At 70.8% G+C, this 17,672-nt stretch carries 17 protein-coding genes and 1 pseudogene; 2 read left to right on the top strand and 16 right to left on the bottom strand.

What is annotated here, in order from left to right; genetic code table 11:
* Nucleotides 1-322: 322 nt before the first annotated feature.
* Nucleotides 323-1,147 (top strand): IS5 family transposase, encoded by an 825-nt coding sequence (locus tag ACSLTV_RS22085; RefSeq protein WP_435612729.1) that lies wholly within the window; start codon nt 323-325, stop codon nt 1,145-1,147.
* Between the two features lie 37 nt (nt 1,148-1,184).
* On the opposite strand, the pseudogene ACSLTV_RS22080 reads toward ACSLTV_RS22085, so the two are convergent.
* The 3 genes and pseudogenes from ACSLTV_RS22080 to ACSLTV_RS22070 all read right to left on the bottom strand — a co-directional run bounded on the left by ACSLTV_RS22080 (nt 1,185) and on the right by ACSLTV_RS22070 (nt 3,973).
* Nucleotides 1,185-2,375: pseudogene (locus ACSLTV_RS22080) on the bottom strand (hypothetical protein).
* Nucleotides 2,372-2,830 (bottom strand): hypothetical protein, encoded by a 459-nt coding sequence (locus ACSLTV_RS22075; protein ID WP_360965057.1) that lies wholly within the window; start codon nt 2,828-2,830, stop codon nt 2,372-2,374. The pseudogene ACSLTV_RS22080 and the gene ACSLTV_RS22075 overlap by 4 nt, the downstream one beginning before the upstream one ends.
* A gap of 36 nt (nt 2,831-2,866) precedes the next feature.
* Nucleotides 2,867-3,973 carry a hypothetical protein gene (locus ACSLTV_RS22070; RefSeq protein ID WP_435612728.1) on the bottom strand — a complete coding sequence of 369 codons (1,107 nt, stop codon included), beginning with the start codon at nt 3,971-3,973 and terminating at the stop codon, nt 2,867-2,869.
* Between the two features lie 278 nt (nt 3,974-4,251).
* On the opposite strand from ACSLTV_RS22070, the gene ACSLTV_RS22065 reads away from it, so the two are divergent.
* Nucleotides 4,252-4,611: a hypothetical protein gene (locus ACSLTV_RS22065; RefSeq protein WP_058082628.1), complete on the top strand. Its 360-nt coding sequence runs from the start codon at nt 4,252-4,254 to the stop codon at nt 4,609-4,611.
* A gap of 51 nt (nt 4,612-4,662) precedes the next feature.
* On the opposite strand, the gene ACSLTV_RS22060 is transcribed toward ACSLTV_RS22065, so the two are convergent.
* The 13 genes from ACSLTV_RS22060 to ACSLTV_RS22000 form a co-directional block, all read right to left on the bottom strand.
* Entirely contained in the window at nt 4,663-5,412 is a 750-nt protein-coding gene (locus ACSLTV_RS22060; protein WP_079088142.1) for a glycosyltransferase family 2 protein, read from the bottom strand.
* A 706-nt stretch (nt 5,413-6,118) separates the two neighbouring features.
* A complete protein-coding gene (locus ACSLTV_RS22055; protein WP_435612727.1) occupies nt 6,119-6,913 on the bottom strand; it encodes a hypothetical protein in 795 nt (264 codons plus the stop codon).
* Between the two features lie 288 nt (nt 6,914-7,201).
* Nucleotides 7,202-7,975, bottom strand: coding sequence for a hypothetical protein (locus tag ACSLTV_RS22050; protein ID WP_435612726.1), 774 nt, complete (start codon nt 7,973-7,975; stop codon nt 7,202-7,204).
* Between the two features lie 30 nt (nt 7,976-8,005).
* Nucleotides 8,006-8,932 (bottom strand): hypothetical protein, encoded by a 927-nt coding sequence (locus ACSLTV_RS22045; RefSeq protein WP_435612725.1) that lies wholly within the window; start codon nt 8,930-8,932, stop codon nt 8,006-8,008.
* On the bottom strand, nt 8,922-9,170 hold the full coding sequence (locus ACSLTV_RS22040; protein ID WP_435612724.1) for a hypothetical protein: 249 nt from the start codon (nt 9,168-9,170) through the stop codon (nt 8,922-8,924). Before ACSLTV_RS22040 ends, ACSLTV_RS22045 begins: the two co-directional genes overlap by 11 nt.
* Before the next feature lie 106 nt (nt 9,171-9,276).
* Nucleotides 9,277-9,537, bottom strand: a complete 261-nt coding sequence (locus tag ACSLTV_RS22035; RefSeq protein ID WP_006143170.1) for a hypothetical protein — start codon at nt 9,535-9,537, stop codon at nt 9,277-9,279.
* A 333-nt stretch (nt 9,538-9,870) separates the two neighbouring features.
* On the bottom strand, nt 9,871-11,385 hold the full coding sequence (locus ACSLTV_RS22030; RefSeq protein ID WP_435612723.1) for an ATP-binding protein: 1,515 nt from the start codon (nt 11,383-11,385) through the stop codon (nt 9,871-9,873).
* A gap of 28 nt (nt 11,386-11,413) precedes the next feature.
* Nucleotides 11,414-11,866 (bottom strand): DUF6238 family protein, encoded by a 453-nt coding sequence (locus tag ACSLTV_RS22025; RefSeq protein ID WP_435612722.1) that lies wholly within the window; start codon nt 11,864-11,866, stop codon nt 11,414-11,416.
* Nucleotides 11,867-11,921: 55 nt separating this feature from the next.
* On the bottom strand, nt 11,922-13,394 hold the full coding sequence (locus ACSLTV_RS22020) for an SCO6880 family protein (RefSeq protein WP_404733350.1): 1,473 nt from the start codon (nt 13,392-13,394) through the stop codon (nt 11,922-11,924).
* Nucleotides 13,395-13,475: 81 nt separating this feature from the next.
* The gene (locus ACSLTV_RS22015; protein WP_435612721.1) at nt 13,476-14,858 is read right to left on the bottom strand and encodes an SCO6881 family protein; all 1,383 of its coding nucleotides are present in this window, start codon (nt 14,856-14,858) and stop codon (nt 13,476-13,478) included.
* Between the two features lie 37 nt (nt 14,859-14,895).
* Nucleotides 14,896-15,591, bottom strand: coding sequence for a hypothetical protein (locus ACSLTV_RS22010; protein WP_435612720.1), 696 nt, complete (start codon nt 15,589-15,591; stop codon nt 14,896-14,898).
* Nucleotides 15,591-15,905 (bottom strand): DUF6112 family protein, encoded by a 315-nt coding sequence (locus ACSLTV_RS22005; RefSeq protein ID WP_006143162.1) that lies wholly within the window; start codon nt 15,903-15,905, stop codon nt 15,591-15,593. The genes ACSLTV_RS22010 and ACSLTV_RS22005 overlap by 1 nt, the downstream gene beginning before the upstream one ends.
* A 148-nt stretch (nt 15,906-16,053) precedes the next feature.
* Complete coding sequence (locus ACSLTV_RS22000; protein WP_435612719.1) at nt 16,054-17,187, bottom strand: C40 family peptidase; 1,134 nt, start codon at nt 17,185-17,187, stop codon at nt 16,054-16,056.
* Nucleotides 17,188-17,672: the final 485 nt, after the last annotated feature.

Genomic DNA, 17,672 nt, shown 5'->3' with positions numbered 1-17,672 from the left:
GGCAAGGTTGATCGCGTACTGCTCCATGGGCTCGTGTTCGTCAAGACCAGGTGGGACATGGGCTTAGTGAGCGTTTGATTCTGGTATTGGATGGTTCAGGGGGAATTCCAGGAGCCGGATCGAGCGCTCAGCGAAGCGATTCGCCGGAAACATCGCTTCTGCGGCAATCGGCAGAGCTGTAGTGCGCCGGTTTCCTTGTAAGTGCTCCTGTCTCATTTGGAAATCTACCGGTACGCGCCGTGTCGAGAACGCACGCCCCGGTGCACCCGGCAAACCCGCACACGCCCTGGCCAGACCAGCTGCCGCCCCATACGCATCCGTTATGCAAACTCCACGGCCCTACCCCAGCGACCTGTCCGACGCCCGCTGGGAACTCATCCGCCCCACCCTCGAAGCCTGGCGCCAGGCCCGCAACGGCATCCGCAAACCCACCCACGACCTGCGCACCCTGATGAACGCCATCCTCTACGTCGACCGCACCGGCATCCCCTGGCGCTACCTACCCCACGACTTCCCGCCCCACCAGAGCGTCTACGGCTACTTCGCCCGCTGGGAAGCCGACGGCATCTTCGACCAGCTCACCGGCCTGTTACGCGGCAAAGTCCGTCAGGCCGAAGGCCGCACCAGCGAGCCCAGCGCCTGCCTGATCGACAGCCAGAGCATCAAAACCTCCGCCACCGTCCCCCTGACCAGCCAGGGCATCGACCCCGCCAAGAAGATCATCGGACGCAAGCGGCACATCGTCACCGACACCCTCGGCCTCCTCCTGGCCGTCACGGTCACCGCCGCCAGCGTTCACGACTCCGCCGCAGGCACCCCACTCCTCGCCGGCATCGCCGCACGCCACCCCACCATCACCAAGGCCTGGGCCGACAACGGCTACAAGACCAAAGCCGTTGAACAGGCCGCCCACCTCGGCATCGACCTCGAGATCGTCCAACGCGACCCCACCGTCCGCGGCTTCCACGTCCAACCCCGCCGCTGGGTCATCGAACGCACCCTCGGCTGGCTCATGCACCACCGCCGCCTCGCCCGCGACTACGAAACCCACCCCCACCGCTCAGCCGCCATGATCCAGCTCGCCGCCATCAACCTCATGACCCGCCGCCTCACCCACGAAGCCACCCCCAACTGGCGCGACAGCTAAGCCAAATGAAACAGACAACCGAGAATCAAACGCTCACTTAGCGGTGTCGGGCGGTGGTGCTGGCGCGGGGTGGCGGCTTGGGCGGTGTGGTGTCCACGGCGGGGCGCGGACGGGTGCGCAGCACGGGGGTGCGGTGCGGGGGCAGGACGGCGACGGTCGCGCCGAGGTCCTCGGCCGCCTCTTCGGCTTCGCGGGTGAGGAACTCGATCTGCCGGCTCAGCGCTGCCAGGCGGGCGGCGATCTGGCGGCCCTGCACGGTCTCCAGGGCGCTGGCGAACTGGCCGCTGGTCTCCAGGAGTTCCTGCAGGCGGACCATCGGTCCGGCGTCATAGCCGCGCTGGACAGCGCTGAGAAGCGCATTGGAGGCGTCACCGGCACTGTGGCCTTCGACGACATCGCGGATGAGGTCCTGCAGGGACACCTCCGGGACCGGTGCCGGGCGGTTGAACCGGGAGACGTCCGCGCGCAGCACGCCGGGCGGAACCGGAGCGGGCAGCACCTTGCCCGCCTCGTACTCGTGGGCGTAGTGCCCGATCACCTGCTAGCCCGGTGCGTCCGGATCGCCGCGCAGCGCGACCACCGTCGAGTCGTCATCCTCGACCAAATAGGCGAGGGTGATCGGCTGCCCGTCGGCGGAGTACCACGACTCGGTCAGCTCCAGCTCGCCGCGCCTTTGCGCGGCCTGGGCCTTCTTGGTCCACATTTGCTGTTCCTCGTCGGTCAGCGGAGCCTTGTGGTGCTGGCCGCCCTGCTGGTCGGCGAGGTTGCTGGCGATGGAGCCGTGGTCCGCCCAGGCGGCCAGGTGCGGCCACAAGGCCGCGTGCTGAGCGCGCTCGGCCGGGGAACCGGGTGCGGCTGGCCGGTCGAGCGCCCGGCGGATCTCGGCGGCCGAAACGGCCAGGCCGTCCAGGACGGCCCGCCACCCGGCCAGGTGCCGAGCGGGTGGCAGCTCATCGAGCGCCAGGCGGGCGGCATCGAGGAGAGCCTCGGCGTGCGGGGCGAGGTGGGCGGCGTACGCCTCCACCGCGGCCTTGTCGCGGTGGGCTCGTGCGGCTGCCGCGGCGCCCGCGTGGACGGTACGGCCGTAGCGGTCGCGTGTCATGTCGAGCGCGGCCTCGGTCTCGCGGTCGATGACCGCCAGCCGCAAACGGAAGTCGCGTGCCGCGTTGGCCAGTTCGGGAGCGGTCGGCAAGGGGCCGTCGGGGGTCGGACTGCTCGCGGGTGTCATCGGGACCGCCCGCCGGTCGCGGCCGTCAGATGGACGGTCGGAGCGTACATGGGCTTCGGCGGGATCGGCCGGGCCGAAGGCGGGGAGGTGGTGGGCGGTGTAGAGCGCTGCGTCGTCCGGCCGGCGGCGGCCTGGGCGAGACGGCTGCGGCGCTCCTCGAGTCCGTGGGGCCGGGCGGGGTGTGCCGGGCCGGCCGAGAGGGACGGGTCAAGGCGGATGTCGGCCTGCACGGTGTAGCCGTGGCGGCGCAGGTCGTGGACGGCTTGGCGGGTGCGGCGGACTCCGTCACGCTCGGGCTCGCTGAGCCGGTACAGGCCGGGTTCTCCGGGAACGGGCTCGAACTGCTCGCGCTCCAGGTACCAGTGGGCGAGGTGCGCGGGCATAGAGGCGGTGAAGGAGGCCACGAAGCCGTGTTCCTCGTGGTCGCCGAAGGCGAAGTGGGTGCCGGGTTGCAAGGGGGCGGTGTTCTCCTCGGGGCGGGGGCGGAAAGGTCAGGGGCCGCGGTGCGCGGGCCGGGCCGCGGTGAGGGGGCGGGCCGGCGCGGCGACGGGCAGAGCCGGGCGGCGGTGGGGTGCGCTGATGCGGGTCTGCCGCAAGAACGTTTCGCCGTCAGTGAGCCAGGTCTCGATGGCCGGCCACGCGCGTGCTCGGCGCTCCTGCTCCGGCACGAAACCGCCGTGGACGATCTCGTCGACCAGGGTCTCGGCATCGATCACGGCGTCGGCCAGACGGGAGAGGGCCGCGGCGTCGTCGGGCCACGGGCTGCTCGCGGGTCGGCACCGGTCCAGCAGCGCCGGGGCGTGGTCGACGACGGTCAGGAAACGGCTCCAGGCGTGGTCGAGGAACAACCCCGTCGCGGCGCCGAGAGCGGCGGCGCTCAGCGGGGTGGCGTCGCTGTAGCGGCCGGAGGCGTTCATGGCCTGCCAGGTGTCGTGCTCGCAGCGGATGTCCCCGAGCACGGCGGCGATGGCCGCCGTCTGGCGGGCGTGGACGGCCTGCTCGTAGGCGGGGAGGTACCGGCCGGTGAGGGCCTGGGCAGCCCGTCCGGCAAACGGCGGCAAGACGATGCTGCGCGGGGCGTGGGGATCGCCGTAGCCCCCTTCTAGCCCCTCGGGCGAGAAGGCCCCTACCAGGTAGTCGAGTTGACGGCCGGGGCGTTCGATGAACAGCAGCGTGGTGCCCTGCACCGCGTCGGTGAGGAGCGCGGCGTAGGGGATTCGCTCGCTCTGGACGGCGCGGCCGAGTTCGCCGCTGTCCCAGATCCAGGGGACGAGGTCTTCCTGCCAGGCGGGGTGCGAGTAGATCTCGAACGAGGCGCGCCACTGGCCGGGCAGGAGGCGCGTGAGGTCGCGGGCGGCGTCGCCGATGAACCGGCGGCTGCTCGTGTGCACGCTGGTGTGGTGCCGCTTCGCGCACCTGATCAGGTCGACCACGGTGGTCTTGGTGCCGTCCGCGGGCAGGTGCCAGACGCCGTCGTCGTCCCGCTGGAAGCCGTTCTCCGCGAGGGCGGTGTGCGCCCAGGGGTACTGCTCGCCCGAGGCGATGGCGACGATCCCGGACTCTCGGCTGTGCGTCAGGATGATCTGCGCCTCAGCCATGGACCAGGTCTGTAGGGAGCGCGACTTCGTGAGCACGGGCTCCCGCAGAAACATCGAAATCCGCACGCAGTGAGCAGTGGCGCTGTAGGTGGAGATTGAGCAATCGGTGGTTCTCCTAGCTCGGATAGGTAACGGCGAGTGAGGTACTAATGGCCGCGGTGAACGTTGGTTCCGGTAACCAGGGTCGGCCTTGACGCTGGTGGACCAGGTCGCTCTCGGCCCAGCAGGTCGGCGCGGCGGCTAGAGTCCAAACTCCCTTGCGAGGCAGGAGATTGGCTATGAGCGACCTGGCGATGGTGGCCGTCGTTAGCGCGTACAACCTGCGCTTCATCCGGTACTGGGACGCCGAGAGCCGGATTGTCGGGGATGCGGGGCCGAAGGTGACTCGACCCCTGCCCGGTGTTCCCGGCCTGCACATGTTCTATGACCAGTCGGACGTGGATGCTCCACACCAAGATCTCAATGAGGTGGGTCGTCGGGTCGTCGAAGCTTTCGGTCATCCGCGCCAGGACGAGATGCGTGGGCAACTCTGCATCTATCTCGCTGACGCAGAGGGTGCCCCGGTGGACATGCCGCCCTGGTTGCGCGACCGCATCCAGGAGGAGGTCGGCCGCGCCCGCGCTGACACCCGGGCTTGAGAAAGTGACAACTACTGAACGTTGCCAATGCTCATGATCACGCGGAAATGCTCACGAATTCGCGGATCCTAGAAGGTCCTCGCCGTGCAGGACGGAGCGCAGGCTGCGGCCGTACGCCCAGGCGTGCTCGCGGGCCGCCACCTCCAGCTGGTCGTATCCGACCTGGGCGGTCATCTGCCCGTTCCACTTGCGGTACCTGTACACGGGCACTGGCAGCAGGATCCCGCGCGCGAGCGCGGTGACGCCGAGGGCTGCGCAGTAGTCCTCGCCCTGGACGAGGCCGCCCATCGGCGCGGCGCGCACGAGGTCGGTGCGGGCGAGGATCGTGGTCGGCCCGATGGGGATGGTGTCCGCCGGCGACTTCCAGTACGTCCACACGTCGCCGGCCTCGTGCCGGCCGGGCGGCGTTGGACAGCGCCACAGGGTGGTCGAGCCGTCGGGGTAGTGGTCCTCGCTCCAGCCCGCACACCAGCCGACCCCGGTCGACTCCAGGGTGTTCAGCCGTACGGCCATCGCATCGTCGGTGAACTCGTCATCGTCATCCGCCCAGTTGGTGTACGGGGTGCGTACGTGGTTCAGGGCCAGGTTGCGGGCGCAGGCGGCGCCGACCGGCCGGGGCAGCGACAGGGTGCGAACGCGGGCATCCTGTGCGAGCGGGGCCGGCAGGCGGTCGGGCGAGGCACCGTCGAGTGCGATCACGGCCTCCCACGGCACGGACTGCCGGGTCAGGCTCGCGTGCATGGCGGTCAGGTAGTCGAGCCGGTCTTCGCGCAGGCGGCTGGCGATGACGACGGTGATCAGGGGCGTGGTGTGCGGGGGCAGGGAAGGCTCCGGGAAGACGAGGGAAAGCTAGCGGCGGGCGGTGGGGCGAGAGGGGCTGGCCTTCGCCGGGGCTGCGGCAGGAGCGCTCGGAGTCGGCGTGCTGCGCGATGCCCGGATAGCGGGCGGGGAGTCGAGGGAGGACCAGGCCGCCGGGTGGTCGCCTGAAGGCGGTGCGCGGGTCGATGGACCAGCTCACGATGGGGCCGATGTCCTCGTGCAGGAGGCTGATCACCTCGACGCCCTCCTTGTGCAGGACGTACCCCCACTGCATGTCCTGGTCGTCGGCGGTCTCGTCGGTGACCGACATGCGTACCGGCGGCGAGCCGTCCGGGGTGACCAGGTGGTCGAGGGTTCGGCTGGGCCAGTGCTCGCCGCCGGTCAGCGCGGTCACTAGTGCGGGCGGGGCATCGTCGAGGAGATCGGTGCCGAGTTCGTCCCAGCCGACGGCGACGTCGTCGATGAGGTGCCGGCACATGGCCTCGATGTCGCGTCCGAACTTGTACTGGTAGGCGGCCAGGAGGAGGGGGAGGTGGTGGCTGGGCACGCCGTCGAGCTGGACGTGGATGCCGGTGTAGCCCGTGCCGACGGTGGGGCGGGCGATGAAGGAGCGAGTGGACAGGGAGCTCTCCGCAGCAAGCAGGGGGCGGGAAATGTTCGGCGGCCATCAGGTAGCGCGCGGGTGCGTCTATACGCGGTCTGACCAGGACGAGACCGGCGGGCCGGAGGCATCGGTGCGGGCACACGTGTAGCCGATCAGCCGGGACGGGGCGGCCTTCGCGGGGACAGCGGCGGCGTCGTTGCACACGAACGTGTACCTGATGGAGGTGCGGGACACGTCGTGGAGCCAGGCCCGGTCCTCCTTGCCCGGGTTGATCTGCAGGCCGGAGTGCGCGACGGCGTCGGTCTGCGTGTGCATGTGGGAGAAGAGAACCAGCGCGCCGCCGTCGGCGGTCTTGAGAGCGTAGGCGTCCGTGTAGCGGTTGGCGGCGCCGGCGAAGACGGTGGTGCCCTGGTCCCCGAAACGGGTGCCGGTCTTGTCGTGGACCTCGATCTGCCGCTTGCTCGCCGTGGTCGGCGTGAAGACCTTCGTCCCGGTGTGCGTGCCGCCGGTGGCGAAGTTGTCGAGCACCGCGGCACGCAAAACGCCGACGTCGGCGGCGAGGTGCTTGTTGCCGTCGGCGGCGACGGCCGTTGCGTACCCGTCGTGGTCGAGTGCGATGTCCGGCAGTTTCGGGCTGTCGAGGTCGACGACGGAGACCAGCTCCCAGCGCTTGTGCTGGGGTCGTTCCGCGAACACCGCCAGACGCGAGGGGGCCTTTTCCTTGTCGTCTGAGAGCGCGGCGGCGAACCAGCGGTCCTGTCCAGCGGCCAGGCGCGGGATGTACAGCTTGGCGCTGGCGGTGTCGTAGGACCAGGGCTTGTAGGGCGTGCGGTCGGCCGCGGGCAGCCCCTCGGTCTCGGTGTAGTCCGAGACGGACATGGCATACAGCGGGCCGTCCTCGATGGTGTCGAGCAGGGCGCGGTTGCGGTCGGCGTTGGCCTCGTTGTTGATCTGCGAGTAGTGGGTGATGACGGCGCGGGCCTGGGCGGCGCTGAGGGCAGGTGCCGGCTGCGGCGCGCTGCTGGCGCTGGGCGTCTGCTTGGCGACAGCGGTTTCGTCGTCGGCACAGCCGGTGAGGGCCAGGGCGAGGCAGGCGGCGCCGGCGAGCAGCGGCAGGGTGCGGCGGGTGATGCGGATGGAGACTCCAAGGTCTGGGGGCGGGGCGGGTCAGCGCGTACGGCGGATCGGGGACGCGGCCTTCGCTGACGCCGGCGGAAGGGCGGCGCTGGTGGTGGGCGCCGAGTGGCGCAGGTTCACGCCGATGCCCTGGGCGGTGAGTTGCTGGACCACGGCGTGGACGCGAAGGGCGCGACCGGTGTCCCCGTAGGCGGTGGGCAGGAGGAACGCTGCTTGGTGCGGGTGGTACTGGAAGCCGTGGGCGTACAGCGTCATGCGGGCATCGACCGGCACGCTCTCGTACGGCGCGCCGAGGGCGCCGTCGCTGTAGAGGGTCAGCGTGAGGACCTGGTCGACCTGTGGCGGTTGGGGCCGGTGCGGTGGCTGGGGCTGGTGCGCCGCGTTGTTGAGGACGGCCTGCAGGGCTTCTTCGTAGCGGGGCAGCAGCCGCCGGGCGACTCGTGCTGCCGCGCGTGCGGGGTCCTTGGGAACGGCGATGCCGTTGGGTTCCTCGACTCCGGCGAAGTGGCGGGGCTTGATGTGCGTGCTGTCGGGTGCGAGCGGGGCGACGACGAACTGGTGCAGAAAGCGGGGGCGGTCGGCCACGTACAGCCTCTGGTCGGCCGGCCCGTGGAGCACGGCGTCGTGGGTGAGGACGTACTGGCTGACGACGTAGTCGACGTGGCCGGTGTCCCAGAGCTGTTCGGTGCGGGGGAACTGGTCCGCGTACTGCGAGTGGCGCTGGTACTGGCTGGTCCAGGTGCCGGGCAGGCGCGCGGAAAGGGCGGCGGCGAAGGCGGCCAGGTCGGTGCGGAGTGAAGTCATGTGTTCCGGGAGGGAAGCGGTGGTCCGGGGTCAGCGCGTGTGCCGCGGCTGTGCCGGCGGGAGCACTCGCGGGGGCAGGGACGGTGTACGGGCCGGGCTGGAGGGCAGGCGCGGTGCCGACGCGAGCGGAGTGAGGGCCCGCATCCTGTCCTCGGCCACGTGCAGGACCTCTCCGAGGTTGCGGATCTCGGCGGCGGCGTCGGCGAGGTCGTACGACAGGTCGAAGCCGTCGTCCTCCTCCGCTTCCTTGGCCTTCTCCCCGGCTGCTTCGAAGAACTCGCCGAGCTGCGCCAGCAGTCCGTCGGTGGGCTCCAGGATCTGGTGCAGCAGGGCAGCGGCATCCGTATGCGACTCCGCTCCGTTGAGCCGGTCGGTCAGAGCGCGCAGCGCGTCGCCGTAGACGTAGATGGGAGCGTCGTCGGATGTGCCGGGGACGCCCTGGGCCTGGGGCGGGGGCGTCGGCTGGGCTGAGTGCACGTGTGGGCTTTCGCCGGGCAGGACGGGGTGCGGCAGCAGTCCGAGCTTGGCCAGGCGGTGGTTGATCGCCTCGATCAGGGGCTGGGCGCTGCCGCCGTGGCGGGCTTCGGGCCGCTGAGGAGCGCCGGGGTCGTCGGAGGGGGCCGAGTCGTAGAGGACCTCGAACAGCGACGGGTCGTCGGGGTGCTCACGCGTCGCGATCCAGCCCTCGGGGTCTCCGGGCGGGCGCTCGGAGGACGGCTCCTGCGGCGGACCGATGATCAGGTAACTGTCGTCGGGGAGAGAGACGCGCACGATGTAGGCGCTGAGGCCGAACTCGATGTCGCACTGCAGGCCGCGCGCCCGCAGCGGCGTGGTGATGTGCGCGTGGCGACGCCACAGCTCCTGCCACCACGGGGTGTCCACGTTGCGGTGGTCGGGAAGCGGTGCGAGCGAGGCAACGCGGCGGGAGTCTGGGGTGCTCGCTTCGTCAGCGGCCACGGTTCCTCCCGCGGGAGGAGGCGGGAGATCGGTGCGGTGGAGGCGTCCGTCCAGTGGGGGTGACTCCCGGCTGCGACTCCTGACTGAAGCCGAGTTCGTACTCGTCGTGGGTGGCGATCAGGTCGTGTTCCATCTGGGCGTCCTGGTCGGCGACCTGTGCCATGAGGTCGTCGACTTCGGCTCGGCGTTGGTGGTATTCGGCCCATTCGGTGGCGTTCAGGTGAGGGGGACGTTTCAAGAGGACTCCGTGTGCAGGCGGTGGCGGTGCCGTGTCGATCAACAGTGGTGGTCCCTCGGGATCGCGTTTGCGAGAGTCGGGCGGGACTGGAACCGCAGAAAGAGAGCTATCGGCGGGGTGCGGTACCGGGGGACGGAGGAGCGGGCGGGACGCCTGCGCTGGCCCCAGGCTGGCCGCCGGTCGGTGTCGCGGGGGTGGGAGCCGGGTCGTAGGCGGCGCGCAGCCTGCTCAGGCCGGCCTCGTCGGCGAGGGCCAGGACCGACAGCGCCCGGCTGGCCGCCGTCATCAGCAGGTTTGAGGGAGATCCCTTGGCCGCACCGCGGTTCTCCCGCCGCCACCGGGCGGCGGCGACGAGGTAGTCGCTCACGGCGCGCAGTGCAGGTTCGGCGGCGTCCAGGACGTGGTCGGTGACTGCTTCGATCTCTGCCGGAGTCTGAGCCGCGGCGAGGGCGTCCAGGTAGGGGGTGAGATCAGGTGCGGGCCACGGCTGGTCCGGCAGCGGATGCGCGTCGCGGAAGGGCTGCGCGTCGCGTCGCGCCCACCGCTTCAGGTCGCCGCGGGTGGCGAGGTTGTACCGGGCGGCGTGGATCTGGTCGGCGTCGCGGCCGACGTTGTCGTACAGGTCGAAGTCCGGGTCACGCGGGGAGATGCGAGAGTCCTTCGATGGGGTGTTGTCAGGATTCGTGAACTAGACGCTTTTTCAATGCATTCGGGCGTCGGTGTCGAAGAGCGCCAGCTCGTTGGGATGCAGCAGGTGCTGGACGATGAAGGATCTGCCAGCGACTTTCCACAGACCACGGCCCCGGTTGAGGTGCGCGATGGCGTCCATTTCCACAGAGGTCAGGCCGAGCAGGGCGGCGGCGGCGTGGAGTTGGTCGGTCTCCTGGCGGTAGATGATCCGGGTGCTGCAGTCGGCGAGGAGGCCCTCGGCGAGGGCGCGGCCTTGTGATCCGGCGTCGCCGGCGGTGAGCAGGTCGGACAGCCGGTGGATCACCATGAGGTTGGCGATACCGAGGCCGCGGCTGAGCTTCCACTGGGCCTGCATCCGCTGCAGCAGGCCGACGTGCCGCATCAGTCGCCACGCCTCGTCGTACACGATCCAGCGCCGGCCGCCGTTCAGGTCGGAGAGGGCGGACTCCATCCAGGCACTTGCGCAGGTCATGGCCAGGACGAGGGCGGTGTCGTCGCCGGATCCGCCGAGGCGGGACAGGTCGATGGTGAGCATCGGCGCGTGCGGGTCGAAGGCGACGGTGGATGGGGCGTCGAACATGCCGGCCAGGTCACCGTGGACGAGGCGGCGCATCGCGTGGGCCAGGTCGCGGGCGGCGTCGCCGAGCTGGCCGGACATCACGCCGGCGGCTTCGTCGAGCGCACTGGGGGTGTTGAGGGTGGCGGCGACGTCGCCGAGGAGCGGGGTGCGGCCGGTGGCGGCGGCGCGGGTGACGACGGCGTCGAGGGCGACGTCGAGGGCGGTGTGCTCCATGGGCATCAGGTCCCGGCCCAGGACGGTCCGGGCGAGGGAGCCGAGCAGGAGCAGGCGCCGTTTGCGGATCTCGCCGACCCAGTCGGCCTCTGTGACGCTGTCCGGTCGCGGGGCCGCGTCCAGGGGGTTCAGGCGTCCGGGCAGTCCGGGGCCGAGAGCGACGGACCGGCCGCCGAGGGCTTGAGCCACCGGTGTCCACTCGCCCTTGGGATCGCACGGGACGTAGACGCGGTAGCCGAAGGCCACCGAACGCAGCGCGAAGGACTTGGCGAGCGCGCTCTTGCCCTGGCCGATCACCCCAGCGAGCAGGAGGTTGGGGTTGGTGAAGCCCTCGACCTTGCCGTACAGCGCGAACGGATCGAAGACGAACGATGCCTCGGCGTGCACGTCGCGGCCGATGTAGATGCCCTCGGCGCCGAGCCCGCCTTCGGCGAGGAAGGGGTAGGCGCCGGCGGCCACGGCGGTGGTCATGCGGTGGGCGGGCAGCTTCAGCCGGTTGTTGCGGGCGGAGGCGGGCCCGGGGCGTCCGCTCGGGGGGTAGAGCGGAGCGGGCATCTCGTGCTCGGCGGGTGTGCTCTCTGCCTGGTGGGCGCTGGCTTCGGCGCGGGCCTTGGCGGTGGCTTCGGCGAGCTGGCGGCGGGCTGCCTTGCGGCTGGCCCGGTCGGTGCCGTGCGGGGTGAACAGCGGGCTGGCGGAGGCGCGGCGGGCGCGGCGAGCGGGCCGGTGACTCATCGGGGGCCCTCGATTCTGCGGGTGGTGCTCATCGCACGCAGGACGTGGTGTGCGGGCGGAGGTCGGTGGGGGTGGTCTTGCGCCGGATGCTGTGCCCGGCGGCGAGGTGGCGTTGGCAGATGGTCAGCACGGGCGGCCCTTCGGGCAGCCGTTCCGGATGGCACGCGCTCGTCTCGGTGTCTGCCTGCGCTGGGTTGCCGGGCAGCAGGTGGAAGGCGGCGTGGATCTCGGTGGTGGCCTGCCACAACCGGGTGTGCGCGGTGGCGAGGTGGCGGCCTGCTGCAGGATGCGGGGGCCGCGTTACCTCAGCCAACTGGTCGATGAGCCGGTGTAGTTCGGTGAGGTGGGCGTGGAGGGTGTCGAGGTGGCCGCGATCCGGGGGCGCGGCACGGTTGAGGGCACGAGCGTGGTGGCGGACGCCTGCGGTGGCGGCCCGAAGGTAGGGGTGCGCGTCGGGCTCGCTGGGACGGGGAGGGATCAATGGGAGGTCCTTGCCGCCAAAGAGGCGGGAGCGGGGTGCGGGGGCGAACTGGCAGCTACAGGGTGGTGCGGGCGAGGGGAAGTGCGGCGACGGCGAACGCGTCGGGCTGCTGGTAGTTCAGCCGTCGCAGGTCGACGCCCGAGGTGACGGCGTGGGTCTCGATCTGGGCGCAGGCGGCGTCCAGGAGGGCGTCGGTCTCGGCGGTGACGGTGACGAGGCCGGTCAGGGCCACGTCCGCGTGCCCGGCGATGAGCTGGCGCTCACGCTGCTTGACGTCGGCGTACTCGACGGAGTCTTCCTCGCTGTCGACCTGCCCGCGGCGTGCGCGCTCGTTGGCGTCGGCGATGATCGCGGCCTTCTTGCGCTGGACGTCCCGCAGCGCGGACTCGAGCCCCTGCGGCACGTAGATGAGGGACAGGCTGCGCCGCACGCCGGCCGTGAACATGAGGCCGTGCATGAAGCCGGCGTTCGTCTCGGTGCGGGGCCAGTTCTCCACCCAGTACGTGGCGTGTCGCGCGCTGTCGGTGGCGAGGCGGTCGTACTCCTCGACCTGGACGACGGGACCTGAGGCTGCGGGATCGGCCTCGGCGCGGCCGGTGTCGGACCACTGCTGGAGTGCGGCCAGGGCCCCCGGGTCGTAGGCGGTGCGGATGACGGCAGCGATCTCCCGCGCGGTCAGCCAGCCGGTGACCATCAGTCCGGCGTTGCGGGCCGCCTGGGCGATGGACGCGGTGGTCTGCTCCATGACGGTGAACGCCCCGGGCAGCCCGCCGCCAGCCTGCGAGATCAGCCGCCGGGCGGCCTTCAGATCGAGGGAGATGGCGAGGTAGGTCTCATGAGGTGCGGCGGCGGGACCGGCCGAGGCGACCAGTTCGGAGTAGATCTGTCCGGCGACCGGTGTCTGGGGCTGCCCGTTCTGAGCCCAGTGGCGGGAGAGGGTGTCGCCGCTGTCGGGGACGGTGCGTTCCAGCACCTGCACGGTGGCGATGTGCCCGGTGCGGGCGATGCCCGCGAGCGCGCGTCCCCAGCTGCCCACATTGTGGGTCTGGGTGGCGGGGTCGAGGAGGGCGAAGGCGCGGCTGCTGACCCGGGCGATGGCGGTCAGGGTCTGCCGGTGCGGGTCGTGCACGGCCGCGGCGCCGTTGGCGGAGTCGCCGGGTGTGACCACCTTGAGGGAGGCGGCCGTGCCGGGCAGGTGGAGGATGCCATCCTGCCGGGGCCGGGTGACGGGCCGGGCGAGCCAGAGCGTCTGGCCGGTGCGTCGGCGCTGTGCGTAGCGGGTGACGATCGGCGCCCAGTCGATCAGGGAGCGTCCGTGCCGACGGATCACCACGAGCGCACCGGAAGCCGCCCACAGCGGTGCCAGGGCGACGGCGCCGACCAGCCCGGTGGAGACCACCGTCATCAGCAGCAGCGCCAGCGTGCAGGAAACAAGGACGAGTTGCGGCAGGGAGAGGCCGAGGAGGATGCCGCGGCGGGACCGGTGCGGAAACTTCACCGTGACCGGAGCGACGGAGAGATCAGTCAAGGGGCGGGTCCTGAAGACGCGGGCGGAAACCCGGGGGCGGGGGTGCAGTACACGTCCCGCCCCCGGTAGACGGACAGGGGATCAGAGGCCGGTCGCAGGCGGCGGCGGTGAGGCCGTCCCGCTGGGCGTGGCGTTCTGTGCCCCAGGGGACGGCGGTGCGCCCTGCGGCGGCGGGGTCGTGGTCGGCGGCACTGACTGCCAGCCGCCTTGCTGGCCGGACGCGGCGCTCACGCCGGATCCACCCGGCCCCGGGCTGCCGCCCACCTGGCCGCTGGTGTCATCCGACACGCTCGTCGGCGCGGGCTGGACGGCCTTCTCCAGGCCGGACTTCATGGCACCGCCACCGGGCGAGCCGCCCGTTCCGCCACCCTGCGAAGCGTCCTTGCCGCCGCCGCTGTCGCCGGTCGGGTTGGCGGCGATGTCGCCGGGGAATCCGCCTCCGCCTGCGGCGTCGGGGCCTTGCGCGGCGGCGACACCCGCTCCGGCTGCCGCGCCGCCGGTTCCGGCGGTGGCGGCTGCTGCCGCGGCCTTGCGGGCGACGTTCTCGGCGTGGGCCTTGGCGATCTGCGCTCCTGCGCCGCCGGCGCGGTGGATGGACTCGCCGTCGGTGCCGTCGGCCGCCCAGTGCACGAACTTGAAGACGGCATAGGGGCACAGCAGCACCAGGATCATGATCACGATGCCGGACATGACGTCGGCGAGGGCGGCGATGCCGTCGGTGGCGTCGGTCTTGCCCATGGCGGCGATGCCGAGCACGAAGATCACAGTCATCAGCAGCTTGCTGACGACGAGGGTGGCGGTGGCTTCGATCCAGCCCTTGCGCCAGCGGCGTGCGACTTCCCAGCCGCCGCCGGCGGACGCGAAGACGGCCAGGGTGACCATGACGAGGATGCCGACCTTGCGGACCATCATCACGCACCAGTAGAGGAAGGCGCCGATGGCGGCGCCGAGACCGACGACGACCGGGACGAGCCAGCCGAGTCCGGCCAGGGACCCGATCTGGCTGACCTTCACGATGCGGCGCACGGCCGACTCGATGCTCAGGTGCGCGGTCTTGAACAGGCCGTCGCTGACGGCGTCGACGACTTCGACGGCGACCGTGGTCAGGGCGATGGCGCAGAACGCGAACAGGACCCCTGACATGGTGCCGGTGAACGCCTGGGTGAGGGCTTGTCCGTCGCGTCTGACGGCGGCCCGGACGAGCTGCGCGCAGAAGGTGGCGACCAGCAGGACCAGGCCCAACGGCAGCAGCATCTCGTAGTTGTCGCGGAACCATCCGGCGTTCAGGTCGACCCTCGTGGTGGTGTTGACCGCCTTGGTGGCCAAGTCGGCCGCTGCCGCAGCCAGCTCACCTGCGGACTTCGCCATCCAGTCACCGATGGCCTTGCCAGGGTCCGAGGCGAAATCGACCGCGTCGCCGACGGCACAGAGCTTGTCCGCCAGGGGGTAATCACAGAAACCCACGGGGAATTACTCCTCCTTATATCGTGTCAGGCGCGGGTCACTGCGTGACGCTCGGAGCGATGGCGGCCAGGGCACAGTCGTGGCCGGGGCGGCACTGCACGGCGAGGGTCACGGCGCGGTCCTCGGCTCCGCCGCCGCCCTTTTTCCAGGCGATCTGCTGCGTGCCGTTGACGGTGACGACGTAGACGTACGCCTCGGTGATCGCCGAGGGGTCCTCGGCGAGGGCCTGCTTGAACGCGCCCGGGTAGTGGCCTTCGGTGACGCGGGCGGTGGCGTGCTGGTCCTGGTCGGCCATCCGCGACCACAGCAACGGATCAGGGACCTGGCCGGAGACGGACGCCCAGTCGGCGTAGGCGGGCTCTTTGGTCATCCACGGGCGCATGCCGGCGAGCTGCTGGTCGCGGCTGGTCTCGCGGGTGTCGTAGGACCACAGCATCTGGGCTGCTGCCTTGGCGTACGCGACCGGCTCGGCGATCTGCGGAGGCTTGGGCACGGAACCGGAGTCGGCCTCGGGTTTCGGGGCGGGGGCCTCGGAGGAGGACGGGCTGTGCGTCGCGGCCGGCCCGGCAGCGGTCGGATCCCGGTGGGCGTTGCCGCTGCCGGACAGCCAGGCGACGGCTGCGGCGATGGTGAGCAGGACGGTGACGACCAGAGCGACGATGGCGACGCGCCGGTTGGCCGACCAGCCGACGCCGTAAGAGGACAGCGAGAGGGTGGGCAATCGGTTCCGCATCAGTGAACCTGCGAGCCGAGGGTGGAGAAGAACGCGACGATTCCGTTCGCGGCGCCGAGGCCGAGGGCGGCGCCCGCGGCGACGACGGCGCCCTTCTTGCCGTTGGCCTCGGCCTGGTGGCCACCGGTGTGGTGGCCCCAGGCCCACACGCCGAGCGAGACCGCGAGGGCACCGACGACGGCGATGATCCCGAACATGTTGATGCTGTTGACGACGTTCTTCAGCACGCTCAGGCCGGGCAGGCCGCCGCCCTTGGGCGAGATCCCTGGGTCGTAGGCGAGCTGGATGACGCGGTCTGCGAGAGGGAGGGACATAGGTGTGGCGGGGCTCCTTGCATACGCGGGCCAGACGAGGGGCCGGCGAGAAGAGGGGAAGCAAAGGGGGGGCGGGGAGATGCGCGCGGGGCGCGGAAGATCGCCGTGACCGGCCGGCCTGTCCGGAGCGGTGTCCGGGCGGGTGGCGTCAGATGACGCGGCGGGCGGCGAGAATCGTCCAGTCCTTGATCGGGGTGATCCGGACCGGCTTGGTGGTGCGCGGTGCCTCGATCACGAGGCCCTCGCCGATGTACATGCCGACGTGCTCGGGACGGCTCGCGGTGCCGCGGCTGAAGATGAGGTCACCGGGCTTGAGTTGGGCGGGCGAGACCGCCTTGCCCTCGTTGACCTGCGTGTACGTGGTGCGGGAGAGGGTGACGCCGGCGTGTGCGTACGCCTGCTGCATCAGCGAGCTGCAGTCGCAGCGGCCCATCGGGTCGGGGCCGTGGGCGTTGGTGCAGGATCCGCCCCACTGGTAGAGGGTGCCGAGCTGGTGCATCGCCCACTCGATGGCGTTGCGTGCCTTCGGGTCGGCGTCCTTGGGGATCTTGTATCCCTTCGGGACGCTGCCCTCGGGGATCGGGCCGAAGCCGGAGCCGTCCTGGCCTGGAGCGCAGCCGGTAGTGCCGGCTCCCGGGTCCTTGCCTGGGTTCGGCTCCTTGGCGTCCTTGTTGTTGCCGGCGCCGGGGAAGGTCTTGGCGATGGCTTCCTGCAGCGCGGTGGCCAGGTGCTCCCACTGCGCGTAGGCGTCCGGCAAGCCGGACTGCTGGACGGCTTGGGCGGCCTGGGTGACGGTCATCTGCTGCCACCCGTGCACCTTGAGCAGGTGCTTGTAGAACTGCTCGCTCGCGTACGTCGGGTCACGGATCTGCTCGGCGGTGCCCCAGCCCTGGGAGGGACGCTGCTGGAACAACCCAAGGCTGTCCCTGTCGCCGTAGTTGAGGTTGCGCAGCCTCGACTCCTGCATCGCCGTGGCGAGCGCGATGACCTGGCCCTTCTTGGGGACGTCGAGGCTGATACCGGTGGCCACGATCGTCTGGGCATTGGGCACCTGCTCGGCGGGCAGGTCCAGGCCCTCGACGTGGACGTTCTTGCCGGACGCCCCGTCGAGGATCTTGGTGACCTGCTCGGCGACCTTGCCGGTGTTGATGTCGTTCAGGCAGATGAGGAAGCTGCTGCTGCTTTGAACGGCGTTTGCGGAGGACGCCATCATCATGCCGGTGCCGGCGAGCAGAAGCGGGGAGAGGAAGACGACGCCGATGCCGGCGGCGAGCGCCTTCAACCGGAGCGGACCGCTCGTGGGTCAGCGAGGTCGGGCAGGGGTGGGTAGCGAGACGTCATGAGCGTGTCCTTCGGGGGTGCGGTGTCCGGCGTGCCGCGTGCGCGAGGCGTGGTGGAAGGGCGCGGCGGCCGGGGTGGGCGATCAAGGCGGACCGATGTGGGGCGAGTTGCCGCTCGCTCCCAGCTGGCCGGGCCGTGAGCTAGGTGTGCCGGGGCAAGGGGGTACCTCCGTGAGGTGTGGCGGGGGAGTAGCCAGCGGCGGTGTGCGCCGGGCGGTTCAAAAACAGTAGATGCGGATTGGCGGTTGACCAAAAAGCTGGCGCGAGGTGCCGGAATCCGGCACCCTCGCACGGCACTTCTTGGTCGTCGGCGGATTCGCCTCTACAGTTTTTGGACTCCCCTCGCCTCCTCGGTCTGCGGCCCTGGGCTTCTGCACGCCCACTTCCGGCCTGCGAGGACTCCTGTGCGAGGCGGCTAGTTCCCACC

It is taken from the genome of Streptomyces sp. bgisy159, from assembly GCF_965341775.1.
Taxonomy (GTDB): Bacteria; Actinomycetota; Actinomycetes; order Streptomycetales; family Streptomycetaceae; genus Streptomyces.
The sequence above is the reverse complement of the archived record's forward strand: the minus strand, read 5'-3'. Positions and strand labels throughout refer to the sequence as shown.

What these genes read in the sequence shown, in the direction of transcription:
- ACSLTV_RS22055 (WP_435612727.1), bottom strand. Translation starts at nt 6,913, where the DNA reads ATGTCCGTCTCGGACTACACCGAGACCGAGGGGCTGCCCGCGGCCGAC.
- ACSLTV_RS22085 (WP_435612729.1), top strand. Translation starts at nt 323, where the DNA reads ATGCAAACTCCACGGCCCTACCCCAGCGACCTGTCCGACGCCCGCTGG.
- ACSLTV_RS22030 (WP_435612723.1), bottom strand. Translation starts at nt 11,385, where the DNA reads ATGAGTCACCGGCCCGCTCGCCGCGCCCGCCGCGCCTCCGCCAGCCCG.
- ACSLTV_RS22005 (WP_006143162.1), bottom strand. Translation starts at nt 15,905, where the DNA reads ATGTCCCTCCCTCTCGCAGACCGCGTCATCCAGCTCGCCTACGACCCA.
- ACSLTV_RS22050 (WP_435612726.1), bottom strand. Translation starts at nt 7,975, where the DNA reads ATGACTTCACTCCGCACCGACCTGGCCGCCTTCGCCGCCGCCCTTTCC.
- ACSLTV_RS22010 (WP_435612720.1), bottom strand. Translation starts at nt 15,591, where the DNA reads ATGCGGAACCGATTGCCCACCCTCTCGCTGTCCTCTTACGGCGTCGGC.
- ACSLTV_RS22070 (WP_435612728.1), bottom strand. Translation starts at nt 3,973, where the DNA reads ATGGCTGAGGCGCAGATCATCCTGACGCACAGCCGAGAGTCCGGGATC.
- ACSLTV_RS22065 (WP_058082628.1), top strand. Translation starts at nt 4,252, where the DNA reads ATGAGCGACCTGGCGATGGTGGCCGTCGTTAGCGCGTACAACCTGCGC.